The organism is Microvirga sp. GCM10011540, from assembly GCF_042650665.1.
Classification (GTDB): Bacteria; Pseudomonadota; Alphaproteobacteria; order Rhizobiales; family Beijerinckiaceae; genus Microvirga; species Microvirga lenta.
On record NZ_JBHSBQ010000005.1, the window covers coordinates 107,492 to 123,916 of the forward strand.

Genomic DNA, 16,425 nt, shown 5'->3' on the forward strand with positions numbered 1-16,425 from the left:
CACAATTGACATGCTGACATACTAATCGGTATCGTCGTGTGAATAAGAACAAGACCGACAAAGGCGTTCACATAGGAGGAAGGTCCATGAAGGCTCTCAAGACTCTTGCCGCCGCGACTCTCGGTGCATTCGTTCTCGCCGGTCCGGCGCTCGCTCAGGCACAACAACCCGTCAAGGTCGGTGTCATCTTTCCGCTGAGCGGAGGTGCCGGTCCGCAGGGACAGCACGTGACGCAGGCCATCCAGGCCATGGCATCCATCATCAACGAATCCGGCGGCGTCATGGGACGCCAGATCGAGATTCTCTCGCGGGACGACGAATCGACGCCGGCCGTCGGCGTCTCCCGCGCCAACGAGCTCATCTCGGAAGGCGTGTCGGTCATCATCGAAGGCTGGAACAGCCCGGTCACGCTCGCGATGCAGCCGGTGATCAACCGTGCCGGCATCCTCGACATCACGGCCATCTCGAAGGCGGACCCGATCCTCTCGGGCGAGGGCAATCCTCTCGCCGTCCGCCTCAACAGCTCGAACTCGCAGGACGGCGCGGTCATCGCCAAGTACATTGCGGACAGGAAGGCGAAGAAGATCGCCTTCCTGACGGAGAATGACGCCTACGGCAACGGTGCGCAGGAATCGATCGAGGCCGAACTGAAGAAAATAAACTACGAGTACGAGAAGGTCGCCGAGGAGAAGTTCCCCTTCAGCCAGGCGGATTTCCGCGTCGCCCTGACGAATGTGCGTGCCGCCAATCCCGATATCACCGTCGCGATCAACGCCAACGAGGGTCTCGGCATGCCGGCCCTGATCCGTCAGGCCAAGCAGAGCCGTCTGCCCGGGCAGCTGGTGACCGCCGTCGGAACGGTCGCGCCGAGCGTGATCTCGGTGGCGGGCGAGGCAGCCAACGGCGTGGTCGGCGCCGACATCTACTTCCCTGATGTCGAGCCGTTCGCATCGAACGAGATGAACAAGAAGTTCGTCGCCAAGACGAAGGAGATGTTCGACTACACCCCCGACAAGTACATGGCCCTCGGCGCCGCGGCGCTGCAGGTCTGGGCCATGGCCGCGAACGAGCTCAAGACCCTCGACAAGGAGCCCATCGCCAAGCGCATCCGCGGCGGGACCTTCGACGGCACCATCTTCGGCAAGATGCAGTTCGGCCCCAACGGCCAGCTGATGTCCGACCACAAGCTCTTCACGATCGAGGACCAGAAGATCGTGGTTCGCTCGGCCTCGAACTGAGGGTGGTGCGATGTCCGGCGGTGCGGGACCCGTTCTGCGCGTCAAAGGCCTGGGCGTCACCTATGGCGCCCTCGTCGCCCTCGACGACGTCACCTGGAGCGTCGGCGCAGGCGAGATCCTTGGGATCATCGGCCCGAACGGCGCCGGAAAGAGCTCCTGCTACGATGCCGTCACCCATCTGGTGCGGCGTCAGGGGCAGGTGTTCCTGAAGGGCGAGGAGGTGACCGCGGTCGCGCCGCATCTCCTCGCCGAGCGCGGCCTGAAGCGGGCATTCCAGCAGAATGCCTTCTTCCACGAACTGACGGTTCTGGAGAACATGGTCACGGTTCTCCAGGACCGCTACGGCACAAGTCTCGTCGCCGCCACGCTTCTGCCGTTCAGCGAGGCTCGCCGACGCCGCGCCGCCGTGGAGGATGCGAGGCAGCGTCTTCTGCGCTTCGGCATTCCGGAGATGTATCACGGGCTCAAGCCCACCAACATCCCGTACGGAACGCAGCGGATGCTCTCGATCGCCCTGGCCTATGGGAGTGGAGCGCAGGCGCTGCTTCTCGACGAGCCGGCGGCCGGGCTCGGCGGCGTGGACATGACCCATCTCGTCAATCTCCTGCTCTCTCTCAAGAACGAAGGATTGGCCGTCGTCGTGATCGAGCATCACATGGATCTCATCATGTCCGTGGCCGACCGGATCGTGGTTCTCGAGCAGGGTCGGCAGATCGCCATGGGAACGCCGCACGAGATCCAGTCCGACCCGCGGGTTCTCGAGGCCTATCTGGGGCACACGCAATGAACAACCGTCCGGTTCTGGAGGCGAAGGACCTCAAGGTCGCCTATGGCGGCAATCTCGCCCTCGACCTGCCGCACCTCGCCGTCCGCGAGCGGGAGCTGGTCGGCGTGGTGGGTGCCAACGGGGCAGGGAAGTCCACCCTGGTGAACGGCCTCGTCGGCTGGTCGCGCGGGACACCGAAAATATCCGGAAAAGTGCTGCTCGACGGAAGGGACATTTCAGGGCTTCCGACGCACGAGCGGGTTCGGTCCGGCCTTCTCCTGATTCCCGAGGGAAAGCTGGTCTTCACGCAGATGACCGTCGAGGAGAATCTCTCATCGACGTCCAACGAGACCGACCTGGGGCAGGGGCGGCGGCGCTATTCGACGGACGAGGTCTACGGCCTGTTTCCGCGCCTTCACGAGCGGCGCCATCATCTCGGCTCGCAGCTTTCGGGCGGCGAGCGGCAGATGCTCGGCATCGCCCGGGCGCTGCGGCTCGGCCCGCGCGCTCTCCTCCTCGACGAGCCTTCCATCGGGCTCGCCCCGCGGCTCGTCTCGACGGTGCTCGACACCGTCCGTTCCCTCGTCGATTCCGGCCTGACGGTTCTGCTCGTCGAGCAGAACGTCCGCGCCGCCATCGAGGTGGTCGATCGCCTCGTCCTGCTCGAACGGGGACGCATCATCGCCGAAGGTCCGGCTGCGGACATGCGGGACGATCCGCGGATCGCAGAGGCCTATCTCGGAGCACATGTGGCATGAACCTGACCCAGCAACTCGTCAACGGAATCGTGCTCGGGCACGCCTATGCGCTCATCGCCATCGGCTGGACGGTGCTCCTGGGCGTGGCACGCCTCGTCAATTTCGGTCACGGCCAGATGTACATGCTGGGAGCCTTCGTCACCTGGTACGGCGTCTCCCGTCTCGGGCTCCCCTACATCGTGTCCATCCCCTTCGCCATGCTGGCCGGCGTCGCGGTCGGATTCATCATGCAGCGGGTCATGCTTCGACTCACCCTCAAGCAGGATCTGGTGTCGATCATGATCGTCACCCTCGGCTTCGGCTACGTGCTCCACGGAGCGGCGGCCCTGACCTTCGGCTCCACCGGCCAGATCCTCGAGACGCCGCTATCCACCCAGGACATCTACTGGGGCGATCTCTGGTTCACCTATCAGGACATCGCCATCGTGATCGTGGCGATCCTGTTCTTCGCGGCTCTGAAGTACACCATCGACCGCACGCGGATCGGACGTCTGGCGCGAATGGTCGCGGAGGACCCGCAGCTCGCCGCGCTCGCCGGCATCAACGTGAAGCGGGTCTATTTCGGCGTCTTCGCCTTCGAGGGGGCGGCGGTCGCCCTGGCGGCGGCGCTCGTCGCTCCGCGCACGCCGATCCTCACCTCCATGGGCTTCGACGAGGTCATCGTCACCTTCGTGGTCGTGGTGCTCGGCGGAATAGGCAGCGTCACGGGCAGCTACCTCGCCGGATTGGCGCTGGGCCTGTTCACGGCCTTCTTCGGCGCCTTCGTGTCGCCCGCCTACGCCACCGCCGCCGCCTTCGCGGTGCTGATCGCGGTGCTGGTCGTCCGGCCCGGCGGGCTGGCCGTCAGCCCTGGAGGACGATGACCATGAGCCATGGAATGAAGACGATCCTTCTCGCCATCCTCGCGGTCCTCGGCTTCTTCGTGCCCATGATCCTCGGCGGGTCCGGCGCGGTCTACGCCGCCTGCGTGCTCATCGCGATCTTCGCGGTGATGTCCTACGGGCTCGACATCATCGTGTCGGATCTCGGCGAGGTCAGCCTGGCCCATACGGTGTTCTTCGCGGTCGGCGCCTATACGACGGCGCTGTTGTCGGCCAGCGCCGGGTTCGGGCCGCTCCTGTCCCTGGCGGGCGCGCTCCTCATGGCTTTGCTGGTGGCGGCCCTGCTCGGCCTCGTGACCCTCCAGCTGCGCGAATTCGTGTTCTCCCTCGTCACCTATGCGGTCGCCGTGGTCGCCGCGACCGTCGCGCAGAACTGGAGCTTTCTCGGCGGCTCCGACGGATTGAGGGGAATTCCGGCCTTCGAGATCTCCCTTCTCGGGTTCAGCGCCCGGAACGATCGGGAGCTCTGGCCGGTGGCGTATCTGCTGCTGCTGGCCGCCATCTACGTGGTGTCCTCCTTTCGCCGCTCGCGGCTGGGGCAGGCGGCCATGATGGTCCACCTCAATCCGCGCCTCGCGGTGACCTCCGGCGTCGATCCGCAGCGCACCCGCCTGCAGGTCTTTCTCCTGTCGGCGCCCATCACCGCGTCGGCCGGATGGCTCTATGCCTATCAGCGCGCCTATATCAGCGCCGACGTGCTCGAAACCTACTTCCTGATCCTCATGCTGACCGCCGTCGTGGTGGTCGGGCGCCGCCTGCTGCTCGGCCCGCTCGTGGGCGTCACGCTGATCCTCGTGCAGGAGAAGTTCTTCTCCTTCGGCGGCTACGTGGACAAGATCATCCTCGGAAGCGTCCTCATCCTGACGCTATCCTTCCTGCCCAGCGGCCTCGTCGGAATCTTCGCGCCGCTTCGGACCCTCTTCGCCCGACGCCAAGCGCCGCTCGGCAAACCTATCCCTGAGAGGAGCTAAGACATGACCGTGATCTGGCAGCCCACCCTGGACGCCGATTCCCAGCGCTGGCTCTCGGTCGCCGCGCAACTGGCCGACGAGCACTTCGCGCCGCTGGCGGAGGAACTCGACCGGGAGCAGCGCTACCCGTGGGAGAACGTGCGCCGCCTCGTCGACAACAGGCTGGCTGGCCTGTTCATCCCGAAGGCCTATGGCGGCGAGGGCGCAAGCCTGACCTCGACGGTCGCCGTCGTCGAGCGGATCGGTTCCGGATGCTCCTCGACGGCCGCCATTCTGTGCGCCTATCAGCTCGGCGCCTTCCCGGTGCTGCTGGCCGGACGGGAGGACCAGAAGGCGCTTTACCTGGGCGAAATGACCAAGGGCGTCGCCACGAGCTTTGCTCTCTCCGAACGCGACGCGGGTTCCGATGCGGCAGCCATCACGGCCACGGCCGTCCGCGAGGGCGACGGCTGGCGCATCAAGGGCGAGAAGTACTGGATCGGCAACGGCGGCGCTTCGCGCTACTACGTGGTCTTCGCCAAGACGGATCCGGCGGCCGGTGGCCGCGGCATCTCGGCCTTCATGGTCAACAAGGAGCAGGACGGCGCCGTCATCGACGAGCTCTCCGACAAGATGGGCATTCGCGGCACCCAGACCTCCAACCTCAAGCTCGACGTGGTCGTGCCCGACGAGGCCCGGATCGGCGAGGTGAACCGCGCCCTGCGGCTGGCCTTCCAGACGCTCAACGTGGGCCGGGTCATGGTGGCGGCCCAGTCCCTCGGACTGGCGCTCGCCGCCTATCGCGAGGCCTCCCGGCGGGCCGTGGAGCGTAGGGCGTTCGGCCATCAGATCATCGACAACCAGGGCATCGGCTTCAAGCTGGCCGATATGGCGGTCGAGATCTCGGCGGCCCGCATGATGCTCTACGAGGCGGCCCGGGCGTTCGACGAGGGAAGGGACGTCGCCAATCTGGGGGCGATGGCGAAGCTTTACTCTTCGGAAGTCGCGCACCGGGCCGCCGACGCGGCCGTTCAGATCTGGGGCGGCTTCGGCTATTGCAAGCCGTGCGTGGCCGAGCGCCTCTACCGCGATCAGCGCATTCTCGAAATCTACGAAGGCACCTCCGAGATCCAGCGGCTTGTGCTGGCCCGCGCCGTGCGCAAAGAGGTCGAGGACGCCGCCGCCATGGAGCAGGGCGGAGCCTTGAAACGGAGTGCCTGATGGATATCGACAGCTCATCCCTCAAGACTGGAACCGGCAGCGAGGCGCGGGATGAGATCGTTCGCGCCGCCGCCGAGGTCTTCATGGAGTTCGGCTTCGCGGCCACCTCCATCGATGCCGTGGCCGAGCGGCTCGGAGCGACCAAGGGGCGGATCTACCACTATTACCGCAGCAAGGCGGAGCTCTATTTCGACGTCCAGATCGCCGCCATGGAGCGGCTGCTGCGGGAGATCGAGCCCGTCGCCAGGGGCGATGGCAACGCGGCGGAGCGCCTCGAGGCGATGGCGCTGCGCCACACGACCATCCTCCTGGAGGACCTGCCGATCCAGAAGGTCGCCGTGCGCGGTCTCGAGCGCGAGCTGCTCGGGGCGGTCGCGGCACGGCATGCCAAGACCCTGCGCTCGATCGTCCGCATGCGCGACGATTACGAGCAGATCTTCGCCGAGGTGATCGATGACGGCATCCGCGCCGGCCTGTTCGCGGACCTGCCGCCGCGCCTCGCCACCAAGCCCTTCTTCGGAGCCATGAACTGGCTGACCGTCTGGTACGCGCCGCGCCGCCTGCAGAAGCCCGAGGACATCGCCGAGATCGCCCGCACCCTGACCGAGTTCGCCATGCGCGGAATCCTCAAAGGAGCCCAGCCTTGAACGCTCAGACGAAACGCCCGCACTCCAGCGACATCTGGGATCCCGTCGAGACCTGGTCGCGGGACCAGATCGAGGACTTCCAGCTCACGGCCCTGAAGCGGCAGCTCGCCCGCGTGGAGGAGCGCAGCGCCTACTACAGGAAGGTCTTCGAGCAGGCCGGGTTCTCGGCGGCCGGTCTGAAAAGCGTCGAGGATCTGCGCCGCCTGCCCATCACGCGCAAGTCCGATTACGTGACGGGCCTGCAGGAGGACCCGCCCTTCGGAACCATGCGGGCCGTGAATCTCGACGAGGCGGTGCGGGTTCATTTCTCGTCCGGCACGACGGGCCGTCCCTCGCCGGTGCTGTGGACCAAGCGCGACGTGGAGCGCTGGGCCGATCTCTATGCCCGCTACCTCTATGCGCAGGGCCTGCGGGCGGGCGACGTGTTCCAGTGCATGTTCAACTATTCCTGGTTCGTCGGAGGGCTGGGGGCGACCCTCGCGGCGCAGCATATCGGGGCTCTCGTGATCCCGGGCGGATCCGTCGACACCAAGCGGCAGATCGAGACCATCCGGGAATACGGCACGAAGGCGGTCATCGGCACCCCGTCCTTCATGGCGCACGTCGCCGAGGCCGCGGAGGAGATGGGCGTCGATCTCGCCGCATCGACAGTCAGCATGGTCTGCGTCGGCGGCGAGCCGGGCGCGAGCATCCCGGGCACCCGCGAGCGGCTCGAGCGCATGTGGGGCGCCAAGATGTTCGACTGCTATGGGGCGCTGGAATGCCAGCCCATCGGCTGGGACTCCGCCCTGCAGCTCGGCCCGCAGATCGCGGAGGACTTCATCTATGTGGAGATCCTCGATCCCGATACGCTCGAGCCCGTCGAGGACGGGCAGCGGGGCGTCCTCGTCCTGACCCATCTCGACAAGGAGGCCTGCCCGCTCGTGCGCTGGTGGACGGGCGACGTGGTGGTCCGCGACCGCCGGCCCACCCCGGACGGGCGCACCCACGCGACCCTCAAGGGCGGCGTGCTCGGCCGCGCCGACGACATGCTGATCGTGCGCGGCGTCAACCTGTTCCCGAGTGCGGTCGAGGACATCGTCCGTGCCTTCCCGGGAACGACGAACGAATACGTCTTGGTGCTCGACGATTCCGTCAAGGATCCGAAGTCCGGCTTCCTGACCGGCGTGAAGCTGCGCGTGGAGCGCACGGAGGATGCCCCCGCCGATCTCGGGGAGCAGCTCTCCCATCGGCTGCGCGAGCGGCTTCAGGTGCGCTTCGTCGTGGAGGTCCTGCCGGCCGGCTCACTGCCGCGGACCGTTCACAAGGCCAAGCGCGTGATCACGGAGTAACCCCATGGCAGCGCCGCGCCCGCTCGCAGGAAAGCGCGTCATCGAGCTGGCGCAATTCATTGCCGGACCGACCGCCGCCCAGCTCCTGGCGGATTTCGGGGCCGAGGTCGTCAAGGTCGAGGCGCCGACCGGCGACGGCTCGCGGGCATTGCCCGGCACGGCTTTCGGGAGCGTCTATACCCGAAGCTTCAACACGTCGAAGGCGAGCATCGTCATCGACACGCGCCAGGATGCGGATCGCGCGAAGCTGGCGGAGCTCCTCGCTTCGGCCGATGCGCTCGTCTGCAATCTCGCGCCAGGTGCCCTGCGTCGCCTCGAACTCGACGGGCCGTCCATCCGGCGCCGCTTTCCCCGCCTCGTCGCGACGCTCGTGTCGGGCTACGGGCAGCAGGACGACCGCACCTGCATGGACACGATCGCCCAGTGCGAAAGCGGCTTCGCCTGGCTCAACGCGGCGGAAGACGGGAGCCCGCGGATCTCGACGAGCTGGCCGGCCGATTTCTTCTCGGGCCTCTACGCGGCTTTCTCGACCGCCATGGCCCTCGCGGAGCCCGACCGCCGGGAGGGCTGCATCATCGACATCTCCATGATGGAGATCGCCGCCGCCATGCTGCTCGGCCCTGCGGCCCTGCTGGTGTCGGAAGGCGGCAGTCCCGCGCCTGGGACGGGCAACCGGGACAGGGCCTCCGCGCCCTCGGGCGTCTATCCCTGCCGGGACGGTCACGTCTACATCTATGGCGGCCTCGATCCCTATTGGGCCAAGCTCAGGCCCATCGTCGGCGGGCGCGATGCGCCCTTAGCGGAAAGGATCGCCTGCGCGGCCGAGTTCGACGCCCAGGTCGGCGCCTGGACCGCATCGCGCAGCTGCGCGGAGGTCCTGTCCGCCATGAACCAGGTCGCCATTCCGGCCGGCGCGGTGCGCGACCCCGTCAGCGCCGTCGCGATGATCCGCGGCCTGCGCGAGGGCGCGGTGAGCCGCCGGCTGGAGACGGGGGAGCATGTCCCGAGCTTTCCCGCCCTGTTCGACGGCGAGCGGATCGTCCGTTCGCCGGCACCTTCGCTTGGCGGCCGCCATCAGGCCGATTGACCCGGAGCAACGCAATGCCTTCATCCTCTACCGAAGAGTTCAGTCCAGCCGTGCTCCGTGACGGGCTCTTCGCGAGCCGGTCCGCGCTGGTCACGGGGGCGGGGTCCGGCATCGGCCGCGCGATCGTCCTGCGTCTCGTCGAGCTCGGCATGTCGGTTTACGGCACCGGCCGCCGGGCGGAGATGCTGGAGGAGACGGCGAAGCTCGCCGAGGGAAAGGCGGGCCGCTTCGCCTACCGCCCCTGCAACGTGCGCGACACGGAGGCGGTCGAGACGCTGGTGCGCGAGGTGGGCGAAGATCAGGGCATCGATCTCCTGGTGAACAATGCCGGCGGACAGTTCTTCGCGCCCGCGACCGGGATCAGCCGGAAAGGCTGGGATGCGGTGATCGACCTGAATCTGAGCGCCGTCTTCACGGTCACCAAGGCGGCCTATCCCTATCTCAAGGCGAGCCGCGGCAGCGTCGCCAGCATCTCGCTTTCCGGCGTCGACCGCGGCTCCATGGGTCTCTCGCACTCGATCGCGGCCCGGGCCGGGGTTCTCGGCATGACCCGCTCGCTCGCCCTCGAATGGGCGAAGGACGGCATCCGTCTCAACTGCATCGGACCGGGCACCGTGGTGACGGAAGGGCTTGCCGGCGAGGCGGCGCGGCCGATGCTCGAGCGCCTGATCGACGCCACGCCCATGGGCATCGCGACCTCGGTCGAGGAGGTGGCGGAACTCGTCGCCTTCCTGGCCAGCCCGGCCGGGCGGCTGATGACGGGACAGCTCATCCAGATCGACGGGGCCGCCCATCTCGGGCCGGGTCTCCACATGATCGCCGCGGAGTAGGAGAAACTCATGCTGCCTCTGCAGGGAGTGAAGGTCCTCGACCTGTCGCGCGTGCTTGCCGGGCCCTGGTGCACGCAGACCCTCGCGGATCTCGGGGCCGAGGTGTGGAAGATCGAGGAGCCGACGAGGGGCGACGATACGCGTAGCTGGATGCCCCCGGAGATCGGCGGCGAATCCACCTATTTCCTGAGCTGCAACCGCTCGAAGCAGTCGGTCGCCATCGACCTGAAGGCGCCGGAGGGGCAGGCCATCGTGCGCCGCCTCGCCGAGAAGGCCGACGTCCTCGTCGAGAACTACCGCAGGGGCGCGCTGGATCGTTTCGGCCTCGGCTACGAGCAGCTCGCACCGGTCAATCCGCGCCTGATCTACTGCTCGATCTCCGGTTACGGCCGTACCGGCTCGCGGGCCGACGAGGCCGGATACGACTTCGCCATCCAAGCCGAAAGCGGCCTGATGTCCATCACGGGCGAACCCGACGGCGCGGCCATGAAGCATGGCATCGCCATCACCGACGTGGTCACCGGCATGAACGCCACCCAGGCCATCCTGGCGGCGCTGCTCGCCCGCGAGAAGACCGGACAGGGGCAGCTCATCGACGTGTCCCTGTTCGAATCCGCGGTCGCTCTGCTGGCCAATGTGGGAGCCGGCTATCTCGCGACCGGCAAGGAGCCGCGCCGCTACGGCAATGCCCATGCGACGGTCGTGCCGTACCAGATCTTCGACACGGCGGACGGCATCGTCGCCCTTGCTGTCGGCAACGACCAGCAGTTCAGGAATCTCTGCGTCCAGGTACTGGAACGACCGGATCTCTGGGAGGACGGACGCTACCGGAAGAACCGGGACCGCGTCCTCAACCGGGAAACGCTGATCCCCTCGCTCGGCGAGGTCTTCCGGACCCGCGGCACGGCCGAATGGATCGACCGTCTCAAGCGCTCGGGCGTTCCGGCCGGGCAGGTTCGCAACGTCTCGCAGGTCTTCGCCAGCCCGGAGGTTGCCGAGCGCAGCGTCGTCGTGGAGGTGCCGGATGCACGGCACGGGACCCTTCGTCTCACGGCCTCGCCCCTGCGCCTGTCGGGAACGCCGGTCCGGCCGCCGAAGGCGCCGCCGCGGCTCGGGGAGAACACCCGCGAGGTGCTGGAGCGTGAGCTCGGCATGACCGAGCAGGATCTTGCGCGATTGCAGTCGCAGGCGCTCGTCGAGTAAGCAGGCTGCAATCGAGTGTAGGGCCGCTCCACGGGAGAAGGATGCATGAACGATCGATCGTCCTCACCTGAGGATCATGGGGATGACGGCGCCCGCCCGTTCGATCCCGCGGGCGACGGATGGACCATCCGTGACGACGAGCCCGGCCTCATGGCCCTGGTCGGCCCCCTGTGGCAGCGGGGCGGAGCCGAGGATCTCAGCTTCGGGTTCCTGGCGGAGAAGAAGCACCTCAACAGGCGGAGCGTCGTCCATGGCGGCATGCTGATGGCCTTCGCGGACCAAGCCCTGGGCCTCGCCGCCAGGGAGATCAACGGCGGCTTGCCGCAGGCGACGATTCAGCTGGACACGCAGTTCATCGCCCCGGCCGCCGCCGGCGAGTTCGTTTCGGTCCGGCCCGAGGTCGTCCGGCGCACGCGCTCGATCCTGTTCATGCGGGGAACGCTGGCCGTCGACGGCCGCACCGTCGCCACTTCGCAGGGGATCTGGAAAGTGCTTTCCAAATCTCACGACTGAGGCGGGCGTTGCGCCGCCTCAATCGCCGAGCTGCCGCGCCTCTTCCGGCAGCATGATCGGAATGCCGTCGCGGATAGGGTAGGCGAGCTTGGCGCGGCGGCTGATCAGCTCCTGGCGCGCCGGGTCGTAGTCGAGGGATTCCTTCGACAGGGGGCAGACGAGCAGTTCGAGAAGCTTGGGGTCGATCCGCGTGGCCTCCACCGGCTTCGGCTGGGACGTGTCGTCGGTCATGGGCGGTGTTCCTATTGCATGGTCGAATCCGAGTTCGAGCCGCTGCGGGCGAGCTCGATCTCGGTCAGCGCGATCAGCACCTCGGCGCGCTGCTTCAGGTCGGGAGCCTCCAGGAGCGCCTGCTTCTCGCGCACGCCGAACGGGCTCATCATGCACAGGGCGTTGACCAGCGCTTCGTTCGGCGCCTCCTCGATGCCCTGCCAGTCCACCCGCACGTCCGCCGCCTCCACGAAGTCGCGCAGGGCCTTCACGACCCCGGCACGGTCGACCTCGTTCTCGCCGGCGCGGGCGGTGAAGTCGGCGGCGAAGGGTTCGAAGTTCACCTGGCACTGGCGGTAGAGGGTCGTGGTGGGCATTTCCGTCTCGATGTGGAAGCGGGCGATTCCAACCAGGGTGATCAGGTAGCGTCCGTCACCGGTCTCCGCGAGTTGCGTGATGCGTCCGGCGCAGCCGACCTGATAGAGCTTCGGCGCCATCGAGGTGCCGCCGCCATCCGCGTCCGGCTGGACCATGCCGATGATCCGGTCGCCCCTGAGGGCGTCGTCCACCATCGCCAGGTAGCGCGGCTCGAAGATGTTGAGCGGCATCTGCCCGCGGGGCAGGAGAAGGGCTCCGGGAAGCGGAAACACCGGAACGACCTTGGGACAATCCCCAGGTCCTCGGTACACCGCGTTCATTCCCATTCCGATCTCCCCAAAGGCGAAACGGCGTCAAGAGAACAGGATCGAGGAGAGCTTCCGCCGTCCCGCCAACGTCATCTCGTCCATCGGGCCCCAGGCCTCAAAGAACTGGACGAGTTGCTTGCGTGCGCCGTCATCGTTCCAATTGCGGTCGCGGCGAACGATTTCAAGGAGCTGGTCCACAGCTTCTTGGCGCCGGTTGCGGGCGTTGAGCGCGACGGCGAGGTCGAACCGGGCCTGGTGGTCCTTCGGGTCGGCCTCCACCTTGCGCTGGAGATCGGCGATGTCGCCGAGCGAGCCGGCCTGCTCGGCAAGCTCGATGGCGGCACGGGCGCCCAGGATCGCCGGGTCGTTCGCCTTGGCGGCCGGGGCCATGTCGAGCAGGCGCTTGGCATTTTCGATGTCGCCCAGCTCCACATGGAGCTTGGCGAGGGCGGCCAGGGCTTGGACGTTCTCGGGATCCTGCGACAGCACGGCGGCGTAGAGCTCCGCCGCGCCGCCCGCGTCGCCCTCGGCCGCCAGGCGGTCGGCTTCAGTCAGAAGCTCCTCGGCGGCGCTGGGGCCGAGCGGCCCGACGAGGCGCTCGATGAAGCCCTTGATCTGGCTCTCCGGCAGGGCGCCCATGAACCCGTCCACCGGCTGGCCGCGCTGGAAGGCGAAGACGGCGGGGATCGACTGCACGCCAAGCTGGCCGGCGATCTGCGGATGCTCGTCGATGTTCATCTTCACCAGCTTCACCCGGCCGCCGGCGGCGCGCACGGCCTTTTCCAGCACGGGGGTGAGCTGCTTGCACGGGCCGCACCAGGGCGCCCAGAAATCCACGAGCACCGGCTGCTTCATCGATTCCGCCAGAACGTCCTGGCGGAAGGAGGCGGTGGTCGTGTCCTTCACGAGATCGTCGGACGGAGTCGCGGGAGTGGGGTTGTCGGAAAGCATGCGATCCTCGAGGGGCAATCGTGAGAGGGAACCTCCCCCTCAGATGGGAGCGGCGGAGCCGTCTGGCAATTCCTGCGACGGTTCGGGAAGGCGAAGAATGACGGGTTCATGGCCCGTGGAGCGGATGAATCGTAGCAGATCCTCGCGGGAAACGCCCGTGGTCATGGAATTGACCAGGGGATGAAAGTTCACCCGCTCGTGCTCCATCAGATTGGCGTCGAGGATCATGGTCACCTGGCCGGCCCTGTCGTTGACGATGGCGAAGGGCGTCACCGAGCCGGGTTCGACGCCCAGCACGCTGCGCAGCTGCTCGGCGGAGCCGAAGGAGAGGCGGCCCGAGGCGCCGATGGCCTCGTGGGCCCGCTTCAGGTCGATGGGCGTTTCGTCCTTCGCGGTGATCAGGAACAGGCGGCCCTTCTTGTCCTTCACGAACAGGTTCTTGGAATGGGCGCCGGGAATACGGGCCTTCACGGGCCGCGATTCGGCCACGGTGAAGACGGGCTCGTGCTCCACGGTCTCGGCCTGGATGCCGAGTGCGGCCAAGTGATCCAGCAGGGCTTGCGGGGAGAGATGGGACAAGGTGCGAAAACTCCGGTCGTGCCCGGCTTCTAAGCGATCAGGCCACGGCGGCTCAAGACGTTCGCGCAAACTTCTTTCGAAAACCCTCTTGCAAAGCGCCCCGTTTTCGGGCACATCAGCGGCCTCGCAACGACGCCCCGGCGTCGCGGAGCGCGGGTGTAGCTCAGGGGTAGAGCACAACCTTGCCAAGGTTGGGGTCGAGGGTTCGAATCCCTTCGCCCGCTCCATTTTCCAAGCACCTCATTGGAAACTGCAAAGGCCGCCTCCGGGCGGCTTTTTGCTGTCCGCCATCGGCTCGGATCAGCGCAGGGTCCAGGGCTCGCAGGACCTGCCGTCGCCATCCGCATCGAGATGCCGCCAGTAGCCCGGTTCGCCCCTGTAGGCGGGCGCCAAATCGACGGCTCGGGCGGCCCTGCAGTGGGGCAGGGCCGCGATGTGCCTGAGCGTTGTCGGCAGCGGCCAGGGACTGAAACTCAGCGCAACGGCGGTGAGCGCAAAGGACACGGCTGCGGCAAAAGCCGCCATCCTGACCCACCGGTACAGGCGGCGGAGCTTTTCCGCGCGGTGGAAGCGGCCGGAAATGGCTTGAAAGCGCCGCTTGAGGCTACGCAGCTCCGCTTCGGGATCGCGCCCGCGGTGAACCCGCCATCCTTCCGGCAAAACCTTCATTTCAATCCCCCGGCGGGATCGATTATCATGAAACAATGTTCGAAGGCTATGTTTGCCGCGTTTGCCGCCCTGCCTTCCCCATGCTACCCGGGCGCCTGATCCTGGAGCGAGAACGATGGCCGGAAAAAGCCTCCTGTCGAGGGGCGACACCCTTCCGCTGATCCGCCGCCTGTGGCGGGACTGGATGCGTCCGCACGCCAAGGCGCTGGCGCTGGTGCTCATGCTCGTGGTGCTGGTGTCCGGCGCGACCGGCCTCTATCCGGTGCTGATCAAGGCGGCCTTCGACGCCTTCGCGGCCAGGGACGCGAATGCGATCCTGCTGGCGCCGCTCTTCGTCATCGCGGTCACCTCGGTCAAGGGCTTCTCGCTTCTGGCGCTCACGATCCTGACCAACCGGGTGGTGACCAAGATCGAGGCCGACCTTCAGACCGCGCTCTACGGGCACATGATCGACGCCGACATCGCCCAGATCGGGCGCGAGAGCCCGGCGGCGCTGACCCAGCGCTTCACCACGGACTTCCTGTTCATCAAGGAGGCGCTCACGCGTCTCTCCACCGTGTTCCTGCGCGAGGTCACCACGATCATCGCGCTCGTGGGTGCCATGATCTGGATCGACCCGGTGCTGACCATGGTCGCTGGCCTCACCGTGCCCTTCATCGCCTGGCCGATCGAGAAGATCGGCCGCAAACTGCGCCGGGTGGCGGTCTCGACCCAGGAGCAGACCGGCCAGATGGCGAGCCTGATCACCGAGAGCCTCGCCGGCACCCGCATCGCCAAGACCTACAATCTCGAAGGCTATCTCAAGGGCAAGGCGGCCGGCACCTTCGACGAGATCCGCCGCCTCAAGATGAAAGCCGCCAACGCCCGCGGCCGTCTCGATCCGCTGCTGGAGGCGGGCGGCGGCTTCGCGGTGGCGGCCGTGCTGGTGCTGATCGGCCAGCGCATCGTGTCCGGCGGCAGCACGGTGGGCGATTTCACCGGCTTCGTGAGCGCGCTGATCCTGGCCGCCCAGCCGATCCGGGCGCTCGGCAACCTCAACGCCATCGTGCAGGAGGCGGCGGCCGCCCTGCAGCGCACCTTCGCGGTCATGGACGAGGCCCCGCGGATCCAGGACAAGCCCGGCGCCAAGCCGCTGACGGTCAGCGGCGGGGAAGTCCGCTTCTCCGGTCTCGGCTTTTCCTACGGCCAGGATGCGGCGGCGCTCGACCATGTCGATCTGGTGGCCGAGGCCGGGCGCACCACCGCTCTCGTCGGACGCTCCGGGTCGGGCAAGTCGACCCTCCTGTCCCTGGTGCCGCGCCTCTACGACGTCACGAAGGGGGCGGTGCTGATCGACGGGCAGGACGTGCGCGACGTGACCCTGAAATCCCTGCGCTCGGCCATCGCGGTGGTGAGCCAGGACGTGGTGCTGTTCGACGACACGGTGCGGGCCAACATCGCCTTCGGCCGGCCCGGCGCGTCCGAGGCCGAGATCATGGAGGCCGCGAAGGCCGCGGCGGCGCACGACTTCATCATGCGGCTGCCGCAAGGCTACGACACGGTGGTCGGCCCCGGCGGCGGGCGCCTGTCGGGCGGCGAGCGCCAGCGCGTCTCCCTGGCCCGCGCCTTCCTCAAGGACGCCCCGATCCTGCTCCTCGACGAGGCCACGAGCGCCCTGGATTCGGAATCGGAGCGGCTGGTCCAGGACGCGATCCGGCGGCTCATGCGCGGGCGCACCACCCTGGTCATCGCCCACCGGCTCTCGACCGTTCGCGACGCCGACAAGATCGTCGTGATGGAAGCCGGGCGCGTCGCGGAGACGGGGTCGCACGAGACCCTGATCGCCAAGGGCGGCACCTATGCGCGCCTGCACCGGCTGCAATTGTCGGACGATGGGGAGCCTGTGCGGACGGGAACCGGCTGACG

18 protein-coding genes and 1 tRNA gene are annotated in these 16,425 nt (G+C 67.4%); 14 read left to right on the forward strand and 5 right to left on the reverse strand.

Features of this window, described 5'->3' with window-relative positions; genetic code table 11:
- Positions 1–86 precede the first annotated feature (86 nt).
- From ACFOYU_RS01125 to ACFOYU_RS01180, 12 genes are read left to right on the forward strand one after another with little or no spacing between them, the layout of a single operon-like run.
- Positions 87–1,238, forward strand: a complete 1,152-nt coding sequence (locus ACFOYU_RS01125) for an ABC transporter substrate-binding protein (protein WP_226738110.1) — start codon at positions 87–89, stop codon at positions 1,236–1,238.
- Positions 1,239–1,248: 10 nt separating this feature from the next.
- Positions 1,249–2,025: an ABC transporter ATP-binding protein gene (locus ACFOYU_RS01130; RefSeq protein WP_226738109.1), complete on the forward strand. Its 777-nt coding sequence runs from the start codon at positions 1,249–1,251 to the stop codon at positions 2,023–2,025.
- On the forward strand, positions 2,022–2,762 hold the full coding sequence (locus ACFOYU_RS01135) for an ABC transporter ATP-binding protein (protein WP_377032134.1): 741 nt from the start codon (positions 2,022–2,024) through the stop codon (positions 2,760–2,762). The genes ACFOYU_RS01130 and ACFOYU_RS01135 overlap by 4 nt, the downstream gene beginning before the upstream one ends.
- Entirely contained in the window at positions 2,759–3,625 is an 867-nt protein-coding gene (locus ACFOYU_RS01140; RefSeq protein WP_226738105.1) for a branched-chain amino acid ABC transporter permease, read from the forward strand. Before ACFOYU_RS01135 ends, ACFOYU_RS01140 begins: the two co-directional genes overlap by 4 nt.
- Before the next feature lie 14 nt (positions 3,626–3,639).
- Positions 3,640–4,614 (forward strand): branched-chain amino acid ABC transporter permease, encoded by a 975-nt coding sequence (locus tag ACFOYU_RS01145; protein ID WP_377032135.1) that lies wholly within the window; start codon positions 3,640–3,642, stop codon positions 4,612–4,614.
- Between the two features lie 3 nt (positions 4,615–4,617).
- Positions 4,618–5,814: an acyl-CoA dehydrogenase family protein gene (locus tag ACFOYU_RS01150; protein ID WP_377032136.1), complete on the forward strand. Its 1,197-nt coding sequence runs from the start codon at positions 4,618–4,620 to the stop codon at positions 5,812–5,814.
- Positions 5,814–6,461 carry a TetR family transcriptional regulator gene (locus ACFOYU_RS01155; protein WP_377032137.1) on the forward strand — a complete coding sequence of 216 codons (648 nt, stop codon included), beginning with the start codon at positions 5,814–5,816 and terminating at the stop codon, positions 6,459–6,461. Before ACFOYU_RS01150 ends, ACFOYU_RS01155 begins: the two co-directional genes overlap by 1 nt.
- A complete protein-coding gene (locus ACFOYU_RS01160; protein WP_226738097.1) occupies positions 6,458–7,792 on the forward strand; it encodes a phenylacetate--CoA ligase family protein in 1,335 nt (444 codons plus the stop codon). Before ACFOYU_RS01155 ends, ACFOYU_RS01160 begins: the two co-directional genes overlap by 4 nt.
- A gap of 4 nt (positions 7,793–7,796) precedes the next feature.
- Positions 7,797–8,879: a CoA transferase gene (locus ACFOYU_RS01165; protein WP_226738095.1), complete on the forward strand. Its 1,083-nt coding sequence runs from the start codon at positions 7,797–7,799 to the stop codon at positions 8,877–8,879.
- Positions 8,880–8,893: 14 nt separating this feature from the next.
- The gene (locus ACFOYU_RS01170; protein ID WP_226738093.1) at positions 8,894–9,709 is read left to right on the forward strand and encodes an SDR family NAD(P)-dependent oxidoreductase; all 816 of its coding nucleotides are present in this window, start codon (positions 8,894–8,896) and stop codon (positions 9,707–9,709) included.
- Between the two features lie 9 nt (positions 9,710–9,718).
- A complete protein-coding gene (locus tag ACFOYU_RS01175; protein ID WP_377032138.1) occupies positions 9,719–10,912 on the forward strand; it encodes a CaiB/BaiF CoA transferase family protein in 1,194 nt (397 codons plus the stop codon).
- 45 nt (positions 10,913–10,957) lie between these two features.
- Complete coding sequence (locus ACFOYU_RS01180) at positions 10,958–11,425, forward strand: PaaI family thioesterase (RefSeq protein ID WP_226738089.1); 468 nt, start codon at positions 10,958–10,960, stop codon at positions 11,423–11,425.
- Positions 11,426–11,443: 18 nt separating this feature from the next.
- Here ACFOYU_RS01180 and ACFOYU_RS01185 read toward each other — a convergent pair whose 3' ends face one another.
- The 4 genes from ACFOYU_RS01185 to ACFOYU_RS01200 are packed head-to-tail and all read right to left on the reverse strand — an operon-like array spanning position 11,444 to position 13,851.
- Entirely contained in the window at positions 11,444–11,656 is a 213-nt protein-coding gene (locus tag ACFOYU_RS01185; RefSeq protein WP_226738086.1) for a Trm112 family protein, read from the reverse strand.
- Positions 11,657–11,667: 11 nt separating this feature from the next.
- Positions 11,668–12,339 carry an LON peptidase substrate-binding domain-containing protein gene (locus ACFOYU_RS01190; protein WP_226738084.1) on the reverse strand — a complete coding sequence of 224 codons (672 nt, stop codon included), beginning with the start codon at positions 12,337–12,339 and terminating at the stop codon, positions 11,668–11,670.
- A gap of 27 nt (positions 12,340–12,366) precedes the next feature.
- Positions 12,367–13,272: a thioredoxin gene (gene trxA, locus ACFOYU_RS01195; RefSeq protein ID WP_226738082.1), complete on the reverse strand. Its 906-nt coding sequence runs from the start codon at positions 13,270–13,272 to the stop codon at positions 12,367–12,369.
- 39 nt (positions 13,273–13,311) lie between these two features.
- Complete coding sequence (locus ACFOYU_RS01200; RefSeq protein ID WP_226738080.1) at positions 13,312–13,851, reverse strand: prolyl-tRNA synthetase associated domain-containing protein; 540 nt, start codon at positions 13,849–13,851, stop codon at positions 13,312–13,314.
- 152 nt (positions 13,852–14,003) lie between these two features.
- Between ACFOYU_RS01200 and ACFOYU_RS01205 the strand changes: the two genes are divergently transcribed.
- A tRNA-Gly gene (locus tag ACFOYU_RS01205) sits at positions 14,004–14,078 on the forward strand.
- 73 nt (positions 14,079–14,151) lie between these two features.
- Here the strand turns inward: ACFOYU_RS01205 and ACFOYU_RS01210 are convergent.
- Positions 14,152–14,520 (reverse strand): excalibur calcium-binding domain-containing protein, encoded by a 369-nt coding sequence (locus ACFOYU_RS01210; RefSeq protein WP_226738078.1) that lies wholly within the window; start codon positions 14,518–14,520, stop codon positions 14,152–14,154.
- Between the two features lie 115 nt (positions 14,521–14,635).
- On the opposite strand from ACFOYU_RS01210, the gene ACFOYU_RS01215 reads away from it, so the two are divergent.
- Positions 14,636–16,423 carry an ABC transporter ATP-binding protein gene (locus ACFOYU_RS01215; RefSeq protein WP_377032139.1) on the forward strand — a complete coding sequence of 596 codons (1,788 nt, stop codon included), beginning with the start codon at positions 14,636–14,638 and terminating at the stop codon, positions 16,421–16,423.
- Positions 16,424–16,425 lie beyond the last annotated feature (2 nt).